Source organism: Chryseobacterium sp. Chry.R1, assembly GCF_039645525.1.
Taxonomy (GTDB): Bacteria; Bacteroidota; Bacteroidia; order Flavobacteriales; family Weeksellaceae; genus Chryseobacterium; species Chryseobacterium proteolyticum.
The window spans coordinates 1,337,963-1,354,561 of record NZ_CP151793.1; the positions used below are offsets into that span (position 1 = coordinate 1,337,963).

The 16,599-nt window shown below is 37.9% G+C and carries 11 protein-coding genes and 1 riboswitch; of the genes, 6 read left to right on the plus strand and 5 right to left on the minus strand.

Annotated elements, in window-relative coordinates; genetic code table 11:
- Genes AAEU33_RS06285 through AAEU33_RS06300 form a run of 4 tightly spaced genes read left to right on the plus strand, consistent with a single transcriptional unit; the run spans position 1 to position 3,242 of the window.
- Positions 1-621 carry a thiamine phosphate synthase gene (locus tag AAEU33_RS06285; protein WP_345991476.1) on the plus strand — a complete coding sequence of 207 codons (621 nt, stop codon included), beginning with the start codon at positions 1-3 and terminating at the stop codon, positions 619-621.
- Positions 618-1,391, plus strand: a complete 774-nt coding sequence (locus AAEU33_RS06290; protein WP_345991478.1) for a thiazole synthase — start codon at positions 618-620, stop codon at positions 1,389-1,391. The genes AAEU33_RS06285 and AAEU33_RS06290 overlap by 4 nt, the downstream gene beginning before the upstream one ends.
- An 11-nt stretch (positions 1,392-1,402) precedes the next feature.
- Positions 1,403-2,521 (plus strand): 2-iminoacetate synthase ThiH, encoded by a 1,119-nt coding sequence (gene thiH / locus AAEU33_RS06295; protein ID WP_172281225.1) that lies wholly within the window; start codon positions 1,403-1,405, stop codon positions 2,519-2,521.
- A gap of 10 nt (positions 2,522-2,531) precedes the next feature.
- On the plus strand, positions 2,532-3,242 hold the full coding sequence (locus AAEU33_RS06300; protein ID WP_172281223.1) for a HesA/MoeB/ThiF family protein: 711 nt from the start codon (positions 2,532-2,534) through the stop codon (positions 3,240-3,242).
- 99 nt (positions 3,243-3,341) lie between these two features.
- On the opposite strand, the gene AAEU33_RS06305 is transcribed toward AAEU33_RS06300, so the two are convergent.
- Positions 3,342-5,564 carry an outer membrane beta-barrel family protein gene (locus tag AAEU33_RS06305; protein ID WP_345991481.1) on the minus strand — a complete coding sequence of 741 codons (2,223 nt, stop codon included), beginning with the start codon at positions 5,562-5,564 and terminating at the stop codon, positions 3,342-3,344.
- Between the two features lie 199 nt (positions 5,565-5,763).
- Positions 5,764-5,862: riboswitch (SAM-I-IV-variant riboswitch) on the plus strand.
- Between the two features lie 305 nt (positions 5,863-6,167).
- On the opposite strand from AAEU33_RS06305, the gene AAEU33_RS06310 reads away from it, so the two are divergent.
- Positions 6,168-8,924 (plus strand): TonB-dependent receptor, encoded by a 2,757-nt coding sequence (locus AAEU33_RS06310; protein WP_345991483.1) that lies wholly within the window; start codon positions 6,168-6,170, stop codon positions 8,922-8,924.
- A 75-nt stretch (positions 8,925-8,999) separates the two neighbouring features.
- Here AAEU33_RS06310 and AAEU33_RS06315 read toward each other — a convergent pair whose 3' ends face one another.
- The 4 genes from AAEU33_RS06315 to AAEU33_RS06330 all read right to left on the minus strand — a co-directional run bounded on the left by AAEU33_RS06315 (position 9,000) and on the right by AAEU33_RS06330 (position 15,685).
- Positions 9,000-9,833: a DUF5694 domain-containing protein gene (locus AAEU33_RS06315; RefSeq protein WP_345991485.1), complete on the minus strand. Its 834-nt coding sequence runs from the start codon at positions 9,831-9,833 to the stop codon at positions 9,000-9,002.
- Between the two features lie 161 nt (positions 9,834-9,994).
- Positions 9,995-12,262: an aconitate hydratase gene (locus AAEU33_RS06320; RefSeq protein WP_273649986.1), complete on the minus strand. Its 2,268-nt coding sequence runs from the start codon at positions 12,260-12,262 to the stop codon at positions 9,995-9,997.
- 317 nt (positions 12,263-12,579) lie between these two features.
- The gene (locus AAEU33_RS06325) at positions 12,580-15,360 is read right to left on the minus strand and encodes a bifunctional aconitate hydratase 2/2-methylisocitrate dehydratase (protein ID WP_345991487.1); all 2,781 of its coding nucleotides are present in this window, start codon (positions 15,358-15,360) and stop codon (positions 12,580-12,582) included.
- A 181-nt stretch (positions 15,361-15,541) separates the two neighbouring features.
- Complete coding sequence (locus AAEU33_RS06330) at positions 15,542-15,685, minus strand: hypothetical protein (protein WP_172281212.1); 144 nt, start codon at positions 15,683-15,685, stop codon at positions 15,542-15,544.
- 121 nt (positions 15,686-15,806) lie between these two features.
- Between AAEU33_RS06330 and AAEU33_RS06335 the strand changes: the two genes are divergently transcribed.
- Complete coding sequence (locus tag AAEU33_RS06335; protein ID WP_345991490.1) at positions 15,807-16,580, plus strand: WG repeat-containing protein; 774 nt, start codon at positions 15,807-15,809, stop codon at positions 16,578-16,580.
- The last annotated feature ends 19 nt before the right edge of the window (positions 16,581-16,599 follow it).

Sequence of the window (16,599 nt, forward strand, 5' to 3'; positions counted from 1 at the left end):
TTGGTCAAAGAAAAATTACAATATATTTCCCAGGGAAATACGAAAGAAGAACAGGAATTGAATATTTACAGGGCTCTGGACGCCGGTGTAAAGTGGGTGCAGGTTCGTTGGAAAAACGCGCCTGGGAAAGAGCTTTTTGAATTGTGTGAAAAATCAAAATTACAATGTACCGAATACGGGGCAATATGTATTATTAATGATCACATACATTTGGCAGAACTCGTAGATGCTGATGGTGTCCATTTAGGATTAGATGATGATACAATCACTCAGGCAAGACAAATTCTGGGTCCTGAAAAAATAGTCGGGGGAACAGCTAATACATTAGAGCATGTCCTGCAAAGAATTGATGAATCTTGTGATTATATCGGTTTGGGGCCATTGCGGTATACACCGACAAAGGAGAAATTAAGTCCGGTACTGGGCTTTGAAGGGTATCAGCAACTGATCCGGGATTTAGAAAAAAGATCGGTTAAAATTCCTGCAATCTATGCAATTGGAGGTGTACGTCTTGAAGATGTAGAATTATTACAGGAAATTGGAATCCATGGAGTTGCTGTCTCCGGACAAATTACAGGCAGGCCGTCTGTCGTTAATGAATTTATAAAATCTTTCAAATGAATCAAATACTAACAATAGCAGGAAGAAATTTCGAATCAAGGCTATTTCTGGGAACGGGTAAATTCGGAAATCTGGCAGAAATGACACAATCTATTATTGCATCAGAAAGCAATATGGTGACAATGGCACTGAAAAGAATTGATGCTCAATCTGAGGATGATGGTATTCTCACGGCACTGCAGCCCACCAATACCCATCTTCTGCCTAACACCTCCGGAGCCCGTACTGCGAAAGAAGCGGTATTAGCTGCGCAATTGGCTAGGGAAGCGTTAGAAACAAACTGGGTGAAACTGGAAATACATCCGGACCCTAAATATTTACTGCCGGATCCTATTGAAACATTATATGCAACGGAAGAACTTGCGAAGCTTGGGTTTATTGTAATGCCTTACATTCATGCTGATCCCGTTTTATGCAAACGGTTAGAAGACGCAGGGACAGCAGTGGTTATGCCATTGGGAGCCCCTATCGGAACGAACAAAGGTCTTCGGACGTTGGATTTCCTGGAAATTATCATTAGCCAGAGCAACGTTCCTGTGGTAGTTGATGCAGGAATAGGAGCCCCATCTGATGCGGCAAAGGCCATGGAAATTGGTGCTGATGCCGTATTGGTGAATACTGCTATAGCCGTGGCAAAGGATCCGATCAGTATGGCAATTGCATTTAAGGAAGGGGTTATTGCAGGAAGAAGAGCTTATGAAGCCGGACTGGGCTCGATTAGTTCTCATGCTGAGGCATCAAGCCCCTTGACTTCATTTTTATTTGAATAAATCGTATTAGAATGAAAAATTTTGAGGAGGTTTTCACATCCTATGAGTGGAATGATATTAAACAAAAACTGGAAAATGTCACTTTATCCGATGTAGAATACAGCCTTCAGAAGAAGCAGAAAACATTGGATGATTTCCTTAATCTTATTTCAATGGCTGCGGCACCGAAATTAGAAGTGATGGCTGGTATGGCGAGAGCGATTACCCAAAAACGTTTTGGCAAAGTAATCCAGCTTTATGCACCTTTATACCTTAGTAACGAATGTCAGAACATTTGTACCTATTGTGGTTTTAGCTTAGACAATAAACTGAAAAGAAAAACACTTTCCGATACTGAGATTATGATAGAAGCAACGGTTCTGAAGGCCATGGGAGTAAATCATATATTGCTGGTAAGCGGTGAAGCGAATAAGACCGTAGGAATTGCCTACTTTCTGAATGCTGTTCGGTTATTAAAATCCCATTTTGCCAACATTTCTATCGAAGTACAGCCATTGTCAGAAGATGAATACCGATTACTCCATCAGGAAGGAGTTCATTCAATCCTTGTGTATCAGGAGACTTATCATCAGGAAGTGTATAAGCAGTATCATCCGAAAGGTAAAAAATCAAATTTTAATTTTCGTCTGGAAACACCTGACCGAATAGGAAGAGCAGGGATCCATAAAATGGGGTTAGGTGTTTTATTAGGATTGGAAGATTGGAGAGTCGATAGCTTCTTCAATGCAGCCCACATTGATTACCTGCAAAAGCAATATTGGAAAAGTAAATTTTCCGTATCATTTCCGAGATTACGGCCCGCTGAGGGAATCATAGAACCCAACTTCATTATGGAGGATAAAGAGCTTTTGCAACTTATTTGTGCTTACCGGATATGGAATGAAGATCTTGAAATTTCCATTTCTACCAGGGAGAATGAAAATTTCAGAAATCATATTGTATCTCTTGGAGCCACTTCCATGAGTGCCGGATCTAAGACTAATCCGGGAGGCTATGCTGTAGATCCTCAATCGTTGGAACAATTTGAAACCAGTGATGAAAGAAGCATGCAGGATATAAAAAATGTGATCAGGAATGCGGGATATGATCCTGTTATGAAAGATTGGGATTCTGTGTACAGTGGTTTTTAATAGAATGATCATGAATAGCGAAGAAATGTTTTCCAGATACAGCCGTCAAATTTTTATTGATGAGATTGGTACTTCAGGGCAACGAAAAATACTTAATGCGAAAGTGCTTGTTGTGGGGGCTGGTGGATTGGGGAGTCCTGTTATTCAATATTTGGCAGCGGCAGGAGTTGGCATTTTAGGGATCGCAGACTTTGATAAAGTAGAGCTTCATAATCTGAACAGGCAGATCATTCATAATGAAAAAAGTGTCGGGATATCCAAAGTGTCCAGCGCAGTACAATTTGTTGAAGCACTTAACAGGCATATTACTATTATTCCCATTGATGAAAAGATAGATCTTTCAAATATTGAAAGGATAATTTCCAGATATGACCTGATTGTAGACGGATCAGATAACTTTTCTACACGGTATTTAATTAATGATGCTTGTGTGAGACTAAAAAAACCGGTGGTTTATGGAAGTATTCTGGGCTTTTCCGGTCAGGTGGCAGTATTTAATTACAGAGAGAGTAAAAACCTGAGGGATCTTTTTCCTGAACCACCGGTGGATGAAGATACCCCGGATTGTGATAGTTTAGGTGTTCTGGGATCATTACCCGGAATAATAGGAAGTATGATGGCACATCTGAGCCTGAAAATAATTACAGATCTTCCTGTGAATACCAATCAGCTGACTTTGGTCGATACTCTGGACTGGAGATTTCACACCATCGATTTTTAATTATATTGTTTTTAAATAAATCGGGCAATAAGAATATTCTTACTGCCCGATTTTATGATAATTGATATGTTGATGTAGTATTAAAAGACTATAACCTGATTATTTACTATCCTGTTGCATTACCCCTCCGTTATCCTCTTTCTTGCTGCTGTTTAAGATATTCGGATCCTCTTTAGCCAGTTTGTTTTTGGTTGGGATCTTGTAATTAATGGAAAGTCCGAAATTTCTTGTGTCATATTTTGTTCTCAAAGTAACCGCTTCTCCGGATGGCGGATTAGAACGGACCTGCATTACCTGTCCGTTAAAAATATCATTAGCAAAAACAGAAACAGTAAGACGGTTATCCAAAAACTTTTTAGTCAGTGTAATATCCAGTGAATTGCTGAATGGTTTTTCTGCTGTGAAGTAGAAATAACCTGCTTTTGGCGTCAGGTAGCTGTAGTTTGCTGTTAGCTTAATCTGTTTAGGCAGAATAAGTTGGGTCATCACATTGAAAATCCAGAATCCTTTGTTGTTTAAATTATCAATATCATGTTTCTGATATCCGGCATACAGATACATAAAATTGATTTTGTCCGGATTAAAATCAAACTTCATGATTTCGCTCATGGGCTTACTAAAAATCATGAAAGGGACAGGAAGCCCTACATTGAAATTGTGGATCCTCATGCTGGAAATGTTTATCTGCTCATTAAACAGGTTTTTTCCATTTTTTCTGATGATCTGTGCAACCTGATTTTTAGCAGAACTTACACTATATCCGATGAATGCATAATCAAAGGCAGAAAGTTTTACTTCATAATTGTTAAAGATCGTAGGCTGCAGATTCGGATTTCCGGTAACCTGGGTATTCGGTCCCTGAAATGTAGTGTTATTGGGATTAAGTGCAGAAATACTTGGCAGACTGATCTTCTTGTTATAGTTTGCTGAAACAGAAACCTGATTCATAAAGCTGTACTGAACACTTGCATTTGGAAATAATTTAAACTTATTAAAAGGGATCAGATTTTTCTGAACTATTGCACCGGTACTGTCAATCACCCTTGTAATTCCAGAGATGTCATAATTTTCAGCCCTGGATCCTAATGTGAAATCGAATTTTTTCAATTTAGCCTGGAACTCAAGATAGGTGGAAGCGGTCTGTCGTTGATAGTCCAGATTGGTCAAACCTCTGCTTTGGGTATCGAAGTTTTGTTTTTCATATAATCCACCGAAACTTACCTTTCCTCCATCAAGGATCTTGATGGGCTGCGAATAATCCACTTTAAAATTAGCAATTCTCATGTCAGATTCATTGTTCAGTAAAAGACCATCCGAAAATCTTGGAAAGTTTTCGTTAGGATTGATGTAACTGATATCTCTGAAAATATTATTCTGATCAAATTTACTCGTTGATTTGGTATATCCGAACTGGAAATCCAGTTTTTGAGATTTATCACTAAAGCGTTTCTGATAGGTTATTACCGCTTCCTGTCTCAAATTATTCGTGTAGGCGGCATCAAATGCATGAAAATATCCTTCCCTGATACTGTCTTTAACAGGAATGTACGGTAGGTCAGCAAAACCGTTACTATCTGTGTAATTGCTGTTTTTATTATGATAGATATCGTAATTTAATAATAATCTGTCCTGTCCCAGATCAAATGTTAAGCCCGATTTCGCGAAATAACCACGGCCGATTCTATCCGTATTGCTTAATAATAAATCATTTTGATTCGAATTCAGCATACTTTCCCGATAGTTCTGTCCGATGTTCAGCTGCCATCCGAAATATTTATTACGGGCGTTTAAATTTAAAGAGTTGCTGGTTCTGCTTCTCAACTTACCGTAGTTGGTAAATGAATAATTTCCTGAATAAGTTGCCGTAAGATATTTATTGGCATTTTTGTTCGTAATGATATTCATAATTGCGCCCCCGGAAGTTGCCGGGAATTCAGCGCCAGGTTGAGTGATCACCTCAATTCGGTCTACAGAATTGGCAGGCATCCCTTCCAAAAATGAATTAAGTTCATTGGAAGTAATGTTTAAGGGGCGTCCGTTAAGATAAACATCAAGGATCTTTCCCTGATACATCATACCGGCAATATCAGTAGACACCAGACCCGGAAGTTTTTTGATACCCTCTAAAACATTTCCGTTGTTCAGCTGGGGCTGTTCTGAAAAATCAAAAATAGTACGGTCTGCCTTTTGTTCAACGGCTTTTTTAGTTTTGGTAATTACAACGCCTTCGATCTGCTTTTCCTTGACCTGGTTGTTGGTTTTTTCCTGAGCCTTTGTGACAATAATGCTTAAGGAAAATAAAACGAGTACAATTTTTTTCATAATGGTTTTTACTACTACTCAGTTAGACGTTTAAAATAAAAAAATGTTACAAGGAAAGTTTTTAGAGGGTTGTTTTATTCCATGAAATACCTCACAATAGGATATAATTATATTGCATCATCATACGGCTTGGTTTTGCGATTAATTTAAAAATTTTACAAATTATTTTTTTATTTGTAAAATAGTTATATCTTTGCCTCACAATTATCAAGAATCTCATAGATGGGATAGCAACCTGCAAAACAAGCAAGGTGCTGAAATAGATAAGCCGGCAAGCTCCGGAAAAAATGTTTTTCTATTCATTCCCATCTTACAATTTTTGTTTAAAATTTAAAATCAATGTTTAAGAACAGGGAAAATTACAGCACAATGAATTTGACTTTTTGCCCGGCAGATATCGAAGCAAAGCTTCTGTATGCTGGTGATCACTCATGGCATTTCGTGATGTGTATGTGTTGTTGTTCTTAGCCTCTGGTTTCTATTAACTAATAAAATCGTTTATCATTTTTCTTTTAGCCTTGTGTTTTCAAGGTTACAGGATACTTTTTGCTTAAAATTTTAAGCAAACAAAAAAATTATAACAAAAATTTAAAAATAAAACACATGCGCCATTTTAAAAATAGAAGTATCATTGCTTCGGCCACTTTAATTTCGACGTTTTACTTCGCCCAGTCTGATACTCTAAAATCAAAAAAAATCGATGAGGTTGTTCTTCTCGGTTCAAGAGGATCAGGTAGATCATTAACAGATACTCCGGTTCCGGTAGACGTTATTAACATTTCAAAAATATTGAAACAAAGCCCGGTTAATAATATAAGCCAGGCTCTAAACTATATTGTCCCTTCTTTTTCCTCCACATCGCATACTGTAAATGACGGGACGGATTTTGTGGATCCTGCACAGTTGAGGGGTTTAGGTCCCGATCAGGTTTTAGTTTTACTTAATGGGAAAAGAAGGCATCAGTCTTCACTCATCAATGTAACCCTTACACCAGGTAGGGGTTCGGTGGGAACAGATCTTAATGCGATTCCTGCTTTTGCTTTAGATAAAATTGAAGTGCTTCGGGATGGTGCTTCTGCTCAATACGGATCTGATGCTATTGCAGGAGTTGTCAATTTAGGTCTTAAAAAAAGATTGGGGCTATCCGGTCAGTTATTTTTGGGAGGATATGCTTCACCGGTTACCAACAATTTTTCCGGTGGACTGGATGGAGAAACCATCTCTTTAGACCTGAATTATGGATTCAAACTTGGAAAACAGGGGTTCTTCAATATTACTACATCAACCCAATACCGGGATCCTTATTCCCGAGCTGGTGTGAGGAATGGCGATATATACAATGCCTATAATGCTATTAACTACAGGGCTGCTCAAGATGGGATAGATATAGACGGGCTTTATAAGAATATAAATAATACTTCCAATAGCCAGCAAATTATCAATACGATTAAGCAGTATGCAACAAAAGTAAATTATTTTTCATCTGATTTACAGAATAAAATTGCAAACGCCAATAATATTTCAACTTTACAGGGTTTATTAGGAGGGGATGTTACCAATGATGAACTTGCATATAGAGGACTTCAACGGAAAGATTTCAGTATCAGGGCTGGACAATCGAAATTGCAGTCAGCACAGGTTTATTATAATTCAGAAATTCCGATTAATGATGACTGGAAGGTGTATTCTTTTGGAGGATATAGCTACAGGCTTGGGAATGCCGGAGGTTTTTTCCGTTTGCCTAATACCGAGAGAAATATCAATTTTATAACACCCAACGGATATCTGCCGCAAATTGAGTCTACCATTAATGATTATTCATATGCAGCTGGGATCAAAGGAAAATGGAATGACTGGAATATAGATCTCAGTAACACTTTTGGAAAGAATACTTTCAATTTTGGAGTTGTTAATACTTTTAATTCTTCATTGGTCAACAACTCTCCAAGAAGATTTGATGCAGGTGGACTTGAGTTTTTGCAAAACACCCTAAACCTTGACTTTTCCAAAAAGTATGATGTATTGCATGGGCTGAACATTGCATTTGGAGGGGAATACCGTTATGAAAATTATAAGGTGAATGCCGGTAACGAGAATTCTTATGCCTCTTATGATATTTATGGAAATGTAGTGACCGTAAATACTCCAAAAAATGAGCTTGTGACTGATTTTTTTGGCGTAACAAGACCTGCCGGTTCCCAGGTATTTCCGGGATTTAGTCCGGATAATGCTGTTTCCGGAAATAGAAATAGTGTGGCCGGATATGTAGATGTGGAGCTGGAACCAACGGATTGGTGGCTGGTAGAAGGTGCTTTGCGCTATGAAAACTATTCAGACTTTGGATCTACCTTTAATTATAAACTAGCGACTAATGTGAAGTTGGCTGATAATTTTAATTGGAGAGGTGCTGTTTCTACAGGTTTTAGAGCCCCTTCATTAGCCCAGATCTATTATAGCTCAACATCAACCTTAATTCAACAGGGTAATACTACCCAGGTAGGAACTTTTAGGAATAATTCCGAGGCTGCACAGGCGCTTGGGATTCCAAAACTGAAACAGGAAACCTCTCAGTCGTACAGTACAGGACTTACTTGGAAAGCTCCAAATTTAAATCTTGTGGTTACAGCAGATGTTTATTATATTAAAATTAAAGATAGAGTAGTGCTCACTGATTTGTTTTTCAGGCCTAAAGGTACTATAGGTGTAGATTTTCCTGAAGGATCGGATCAGGCGATTCTGCAGGATGCTTTTGACCTTGCAAGAGCTAGTGCCGCCAATTTTTTTGCGAATGCTGTAGATTCCCAGACCAAAGGGCTTGATCTTACCATTTCCCAGACATCCAATTTAGGTTCAGGAATTAATCTGGAAAATAACTTTGGGCTCAATCTGAATCAGACCAGAAGAATAGGAAATATCCATGCCTCTCCAAAATTAGTTAGCCAGATAGACAGTTACTTTTCTGAGCCCAACAGGATTTACTTTGAAGAAGCCGTACCTCGGGTAAAAGCAACTCTATCCAATAATCTTAGAGTTTCAGGATTTAATATTTTATTGAGGAATTCTTTCTTTGGAAAAGTAACCGACGCTGATGTATTGGATGCTAATTTTGATGGTGTAGTAGGAAAACAGGAACACTTTGTATTGAATAATCGTTTTGTAACAGATCTTTCAGTAGGCTATGACTTCAGTAAAAATATATCTGCAACCATTGGAAGTAATAATATATTCAATGTGATGCCTTCTAAAAATCCACTAATCAATTCCCTGACAGCAGATAATCAGTTTGTATACTCCAGACAGGTTTCCCAATATGGTATTGGAGGGCGATTTCTGTTTGCAAGGGTAGAATTTAAGTTTTAAATGCTCTGGAAGCTTTGAAGCATAAACCCATATAAACAAAGGCAGAGATTTCAACTTAAATCTCTGCCTTTATATTTATAAAGAAGAAAATTCTGTGAACTCATATTCTGCAGAGCAGGTTAGAAGTTGTCTGAGGACTGCTGCATGTCCGTTTCCTACGATTACAAGAATCCTGTCGTCACTCTGATGCGGAATATTCTGTATATTACGGAATATTCTCAGATTCCTGCTATACCAGTTCATGGCAAGTATATCAGCTCCGTCATAATCCCTTAATTTAAAATCTCCACTCAGATAAGCGCCATATCCATATTCGTGATATTCTTTGCTGTTAAGATATTGGAAGGTGTTCATAAGTGAGCTAAAGTTTTTGGCTTCTGAATGATTATAGAAATCAGTAAAGTTTTGAGAAATAGGGTCGTCACTTTTATAATCATATCCCTCTGTAAGTTTCTTAAAATACAGTGAGTCAGTCTTTCCAAACTTTTCCATAAGATCTTCTAATATGGAAGAGGCGTCTACACTGAATAGTTCATTGATCTTTAGTTCATTGGCAATTCTCATGGCAAGCTGATACCGTTCATCTCTTTTATCATGGTGTTTTCCTTCATTATACTCTTTGAGTTTTTGATTGGCGTTCCATTCGGGTGAAGCTTCAATAGCAATCTTTGTTGGTCTGAACTTCTTAATATAATTTACCAGATCGGTAACCTCTTTGGATGTTTTAGGAGATAGTACATCGATCTGGTCCTGTTTTTTGATTTTGTGGGCATCCAGATTAGGATAATCAAAATGGAATGAACCAACTACTAATACTTTTGTTTTTGGGGAAGGGAAGAAATCTGATGGTTTTTTTTGGGCCTGAACAAAGCAGGAAAATAATAGAAGAGTGTAAAGAAGTGTTTTCATGATATTTTATTACTATTCTTAAAACAACTTATTATATAGATTTATTACATATTCCTATAAAAATTGAAGGTTATCATATAAAGTATATATATAGATATAGATAGATAATAAAAAAAAACATCCCGGTCGGGATGTTTTTTTTTATCGGGGCATAAATAGATTTATGCCTCTTGCTGTTTAATAAGATTCAATGCTGAACCAGCTTTGAACCAGTCGATTTGTTGATCATTATAGGTGTGGTTAGCCATAATAATATCCTTGGTTCCGTCAGCATGTACAAATTCGAGTGTTAACTGTTTTCCGGGAGCAAACTGATCTAAATCTAAGAAGTTAACAGTGTCGTCTTCCTGGATTTTATCATAATCTGCCTCATTAGCGAAAGTTAATCCCAGCATCCCTTGTTTTTTAAGGTTGGTTTCGTGGATTCTTGCAAATGATTTTACCAATACTGCTTTTACACCAAGGTGTCTCGGCTCCATTGCTGCGTGTTCTCTTGATGATCCTTCACCATAGTTCTGGTCTCCCACAACAATGGTAGGAATACCTGCCGCTTTATAAGCTCTTTGAACAGCCGGAACTTCACCGTATTCACCCGTTAATTCGTTTTTAACATGGTTTGTTTCCATATTATAAGCATTTACTGCTCCGATTAACATGTTATTGGAAATATTATCAAGGTGTCCTCTATATTTTAACCATGGTCCGGCCATAGAAATGTGGTCGGTTGTACATTTTCCGAAAGCTTTGATTAAAACTTTAGCACCTGTAATATTTTTACCATCCCATGCAGGGAATTCTTCTAATAACTGAAGTCTGTCTGATGTAGGGCTTACCTTTACTACCACTGAAGAACCATCTTCAGATGGAGCCTGATACCCATTGTCATCTACAGCAAACCCTTTTGCCGGCAACTCAGATCCTTTCGGTTCGTCTAGTTTAACCTGATCTCCATTTTCTGCAGTAAGTGTATCGGTAATAGGATTAAAGTCCAGTCTTCCTGAAATTGCTACAGCAGCTACCATTTCCGGTGAAGCTACGAAAGCATGCGTATTCGGGTTACCGTCCGCTCTTTTTGCAAAGTTCCTGTTGAAAGAGTGGATAATAGAGTTTTTCTCTCCTTTATCAGCTCCCTCTCTGTCCCATTGCCCTATACAAGGTCCACAGGCATTTGTAAAGATTCTTGCGTTTTCAAATTTTCTGAATGAATTTAAGAAACCGTCTCTTTCTGCAGTGAATTTCACCTGCTCGGATCCCGGATTGATACCCAAAATAGCTTTAGGTTTTACTCCTTTTGCTACAGCATCTTCAACAATAGAAGCTGCTCTTGACAAATCCTCATAAGACGAATTGGTACAAGAACCGATCAGTGCCCATTCAACCTCTAAAGGCCATCCGTTAGCTTCTGCTTTTGCTCTGAACTCAGAAACAGGAGTTGCTAAATCCGGAGTAAATGGTCCGTTTAAGTGCGGAGCCAGCTCTGAAAGATTGATTTCAATTACCTGATCAAAATATTGTTCAGGATTTGCATATACTTCGGCGTCACCCGTAAGATGTTCCGCAATTTTATCAGCAGCATCCACAACATCCTGTCTTCCTGTAGCAGCCAGATATCTTCTCATGGAGTCATCGTATCCGAAAGTGGAAGTGGTCGCACCAATTTCAGCGCCCATATTACAGATGGTTCCTTTACCTGTCGCAGAAAGAGATTCTGCTCCTTCTCCGAAATATTCAACGATGCATCCGGTTCCTCCTTTTACAGTAAGAATTCCTGCTACTTTTAAGATCACATCTTTTGCAGAAGTCCAGCCACTCATTTTACCGGTTAATTTTACACCGATTAACTTAGGCATTTTAAGCTCCCATGCCATTCCTGCCATTACGTCTACAGCATCAGCACCACCTACTCCGATGGCTACCATCCCAAGTCCTCCTGCGTTTACCGTATGCGAATCAGTACCGATCATCATACCGCCAGGAAAGGCGTAATTTTCCAGTACTACCTGGTGGATAATACCGGCTCCAGGTTTCCAGAAACCGATTCCATATTTATCACAAACAGAACTCAAAAAGTTGAAAACTTCAGAGTTTTTATTAATACCTTCCTGTAAATCTGCTTCTGCACCTACTCTGGCCTGGATCAGGTGATCCGCATGGGCAGTAGAGGGAACGGCAACTTTGGCTTTGCCGGCTTGCATGAACTGCAAAAGTGCCATTTGTGCTGTTGCATCCTGCATAGCTACTCTATCCGGAGCAAAATCTACGTAAGAGCTTCCTCTTTCATGTGCTGTAGTTGCATTTCCTTCCCAAAGGTGGGTGTATAAGATTTTTTCTGAAAGTGTAAGAGGTTTTCCAACGATTTGTCTTGCCGCAGCAATTCTTTCAGGGTAACGCTCGTACACCTTTTTGATCATATCAATGTCGAAAGTCATATCTATTTTAATTTTTCTTTTTCAATTTTTTTTCCGGATTTAATTTAAAAATAAGAAGCGGAAATTCTTCGAGTGCAAATCATCAAATACTATTCCTACCTTCCAAAAATGGCATAAATAAGATGAATCATTACTATTTTTAATACCTATCAAGTTAAGGAAAAAATAAATTTTGAGCTGTTGACCTAGGTTAAAATAATTCTATTCACTCTTAAATGGAAAGATTCTAAATAAAAAAGAAAGGTTTCAATCCAATAGATTGAAACCTTTCTTAAATTATCATATAAAAGAGTCTTTCGACTTATTATTTCAAGCTCTTAATGACCCACCTGAACAAGTTCTTTAATAGGTGGAGCAAATTTAGTAAGGTCAATACCTTCAACTGCAGCTTTATATTCATCTATATTAGGAATTCTTCCAATGATAGAAGATAGAACGACAACAGGTGTTGATGCAAGCAGGGATTCTCCTTTTTTACGTTCTGAATCTTCAACTACTCTTCCCTGGAAAAGACGGGTAGAAGTTGCCAGTACAGTATCTCCTTTAGCTGCTTTTTCCTGATTACCCATGCAAAGGTTACATCCCGGGCGTTCAAGGTACATTACGTTTTTATATTCTACACGGGCTTCTCCCTTAGGAGCATTATCATCAAATTCGAAGGCAGAATATTTTTCCAGTAGTTCCCAATCTCCTTCAGCTTTAAGTTCATCAATGATGTTATAAGTGGGAGCAGCTACTACAAGAGGAGCATTAAATTCTACTTTACCTTGCTGTTTTTCAAGGTTTCTTAGCATCTGGGAAACAATTTTTAAATCTCCTTTATGAACCATACATGATCCTACAAATCCAAGATCTACCTTTTTCTCTCCTCCGTAATAAGAAAGAGCTCTGATGGTATCATGTGTATATCTTTTGGAAACGTCTTCATTGTTTACGTCAGGGTCAGCGATCATCGGCTCTACAATAACATCAAGATCTACAACAACTTCAGCGTAATATTTAGCATTCGCATCAGGAGTTAAAGCTGGTTTTTCCCCGGATCTAATCTCTGCAATTCTTTTGTTTGCTTTATTGATCAATCCCTGAAGAACCTGATTTTTATTATCCATTCCTTTATCGATCATAATCTGGATTCTGCTTTTTGCGATTTCCAATGATTCGATCAGAGTATTGTCTTCAGAAATGTTGATGGATGCTTTTGCTTTCATTTCAGCAGTCCAGTCTGTAAAGGTAAATGCCTGATCAGCAGGAAGAGTTCCGATGTGGACTTCAATAATTCTACCCTGGAACACATTTTCTCCACCGAATTGTTTCAGCATCTGAGCTTGTGTTGCATGAACCACATCACGGAAATCCATGTGTTCTTTCATGTTTCCTTTAAAGGTAACTTTTACAGATTCAGGAATCGGCATAGAGGCTTCACCTGTGGCTAAGGCAAGGGCTACTGTTCCGGAGTCAGCTCCGAAAGCAACACCTTTAGACATTCTCGTGTGAGAATCACCACCGATGATAATTGCCCATTCGTCTACCGTGATATCATTAAGAACTTTATGAATTACATCGGTCATTGCATGGTATTCACCTTTAGGGTCACGGGCTGTAATCAATCCGAACTCGTTCATGAACTTCATAAGTTTAGGGATGTTTGCCTGAGCTTTTTTATCCCATACTGAAGCGGTATGACATCCTGATTGGTATGCACCATCTACTACCGGAGAGATCACTGTAGCCGCCATCGACTCAAGTTCCTGAGAGGTCATAAGACCTGTTGTATCTTGTGATCCAACGATATTTACCTGTACACGAACATCAGAACCTGCGTGTAATACTTTACCTGGTGTTGTTCCAACAGCATTTCTGTTGAATATTTTTTCTACTGCCGTAAGGCCTTGCCCTTCATGGGAAATTTCTTTTGAAGGAGCAAAAACAAGAGGAGTTTCTATTCCTAAAAGTTGTGCAGCGAATGTTTGAAGTTTTTTACCAAAAACAATGGCATATGAGCCTCCGGCTTTAATAAACTCCATTTTCTGAGGTGTGAGAGCCTTCGAAATATCAATAAGCTCCTGATCACCTTTATATAATTTTTTCTCTTTAATGTTGATTGTAAGTACAGTTCCTGTAGCTACAGAATAGGCTTCCTCAAGGATCGGCTCACCATTTTCATTACGAAGAGGATTGCCATTTTCATCCAGTTTTTTCACCCAGTTTTTAAGGTCGATACCTATACCTCCTGTAACATCTACGGTTGTAAGGAATATGGGAGAAATACCATTTGTACCTCCAACGATCGGGGCAATATTTACAAACGGTACATATGGACTAGCCTGCTTACCTGTCCATAAAGCTACATTATTTACTCCGGACATTCTTGAAGAACCTACACCCATAGTACCTTTTTCTGCAATAAGCATTACGCTTTTGTCAGGATGCTGTGCCTGCAGAGCTTTGATTTCTTCTTGTGCCTGAGGAGTGATCATACACTTACCATGAAGCTCACGGTCAGATCTGGAGTGAGCCTGGTTACCCGGAGAAAGTAAGTCTGTTGAAATGTCACCTTCACCGGCAATATAAGTAACAATCTTTATTTCGTCAGCAATCTCTGGTAATTTTGTGAAAAACTCAGCTTTTGCATAGCTTTCAACAATTTCCTGTGCGATTTTATTACCATTATTGAATGCTTCTTTCAGACGGTTAGTATCTGCGTCATATAGGAAAACCTGTGTTTTAAGAACATTTGCTGCTTCTTTTGCGATAGAAATATCATTTCCTAAAGCAAGATCAAGGAGTACTTCAATCGAAGGACCACCTTTCATGTGAGATAGAAGCTCAAAAGCAAATGCAGGTGATATCTCCTCTACTACAGATTCGCCCAGAATGATTTCTTTTAAAAATTTTGCTTTAACACCTGCTGCACTGGTCGTTCCCGGAAGGGTATTGTAGATGAAAAACTTAAGAGAATCTGCTCGGTCTGCATTAGCCGGGTCTTTAATTTGTGCGATGATTTCGCTTAGCAATTCTGCACCATCAATCGGCTTTGGATGAAGCCCCTGGTTTTTCCTTTCCTCAATCTCTTTGATGTAATCCTTATAATTATTCATATAGAAGTCTTTTCAATATTAATTAAAGGTAGATTGATAACGCCACTTTTCCTTACCAGTCAGAATTAAACCATAATATGCCGTTTTTGAGCTTTGCATTTTGATATGTAACACGGACCGGTTAAAATAAGTACAATCTACATTGCTTTTATAAAATGAAAGATAATGTTTCATGCCAAAGCTAAGTATAAAGGACCTTATCGAAAAGTGTAAATGGCTTACCTGTAGTCTGTCTTGCCGCAAAAACTCTCTTTGTAACGTTGGAAAACTTTCTGATCATATCAATATCAAATCTTGTATTCCAAAGACGTTTTAAAATTATCAAACATTTAAAAATGCTCCCAAAAGTACGAATTTTTAATATTTTATAAGGATGAAATTATTTAGATTCTTTATAAATATGATTTTTATATTTTCTATTTTGGCTGTACTTTTGCAAAAAATAAATGATGAAAGTGAAAAATGTAATGGGTCTGCTATCCCTTTTTATTTCGATTTTTGTTTTTTCACAGACTAAATCTGTGAAGAAATATCCGGTTAAAAAAGTTTCCAAAGCGGTTGTTAAAAAAGCATCCGAACCAAAAATCAATCCCGATCTGGTTGTTATTAATGACGAGATTCCTGTTCTGATTCCACAAAAGAAGGATGGCAAATTCGGTTATGTGAACCAAAAAGGAAAATTCATTATTCAGCCTGAATACCATATTGCTGTTTTTTTTGCTGAAGACTGTAATTTACTGTACTCCCCTAATGAAAAGGTCAGAAAATTCGGAACAAAAGAATATGCTACAGTTGAAAAAGATCTGATTTCTTATAGAATAGATCAAACCGGAAAAAGAGTATATCAGTATAAAAATTCCGATCTGGGACAATGTAAGATGGAATTTAAACAGCAACAATATCAAGCCTATATTTTAAATGGCTTTTACGGAATTATTGAACCTTCAAAATTTATGAATGCTGCTGATTACAGAGAATATCAGATCTATCCTCAATATGAATACCTGCATATCATGGAAGGAGATGATGTTTCTGATCCTATGATCGTCGCTTCTCATAATGACCGCTTTGGAGTAATTGATGTTCATAATAAAATTGTGATCCCTTTCGAGTATTCCAATATTAAAAGAAATTTCAGTTGGAAATTGGGAAAGATGTTTGAAGTAACAAAAGACGGAACAAACTATTATTATATAGATTCGAAGAATAAAGCGTACTAAGAAATGTGAGCCCCAGGTA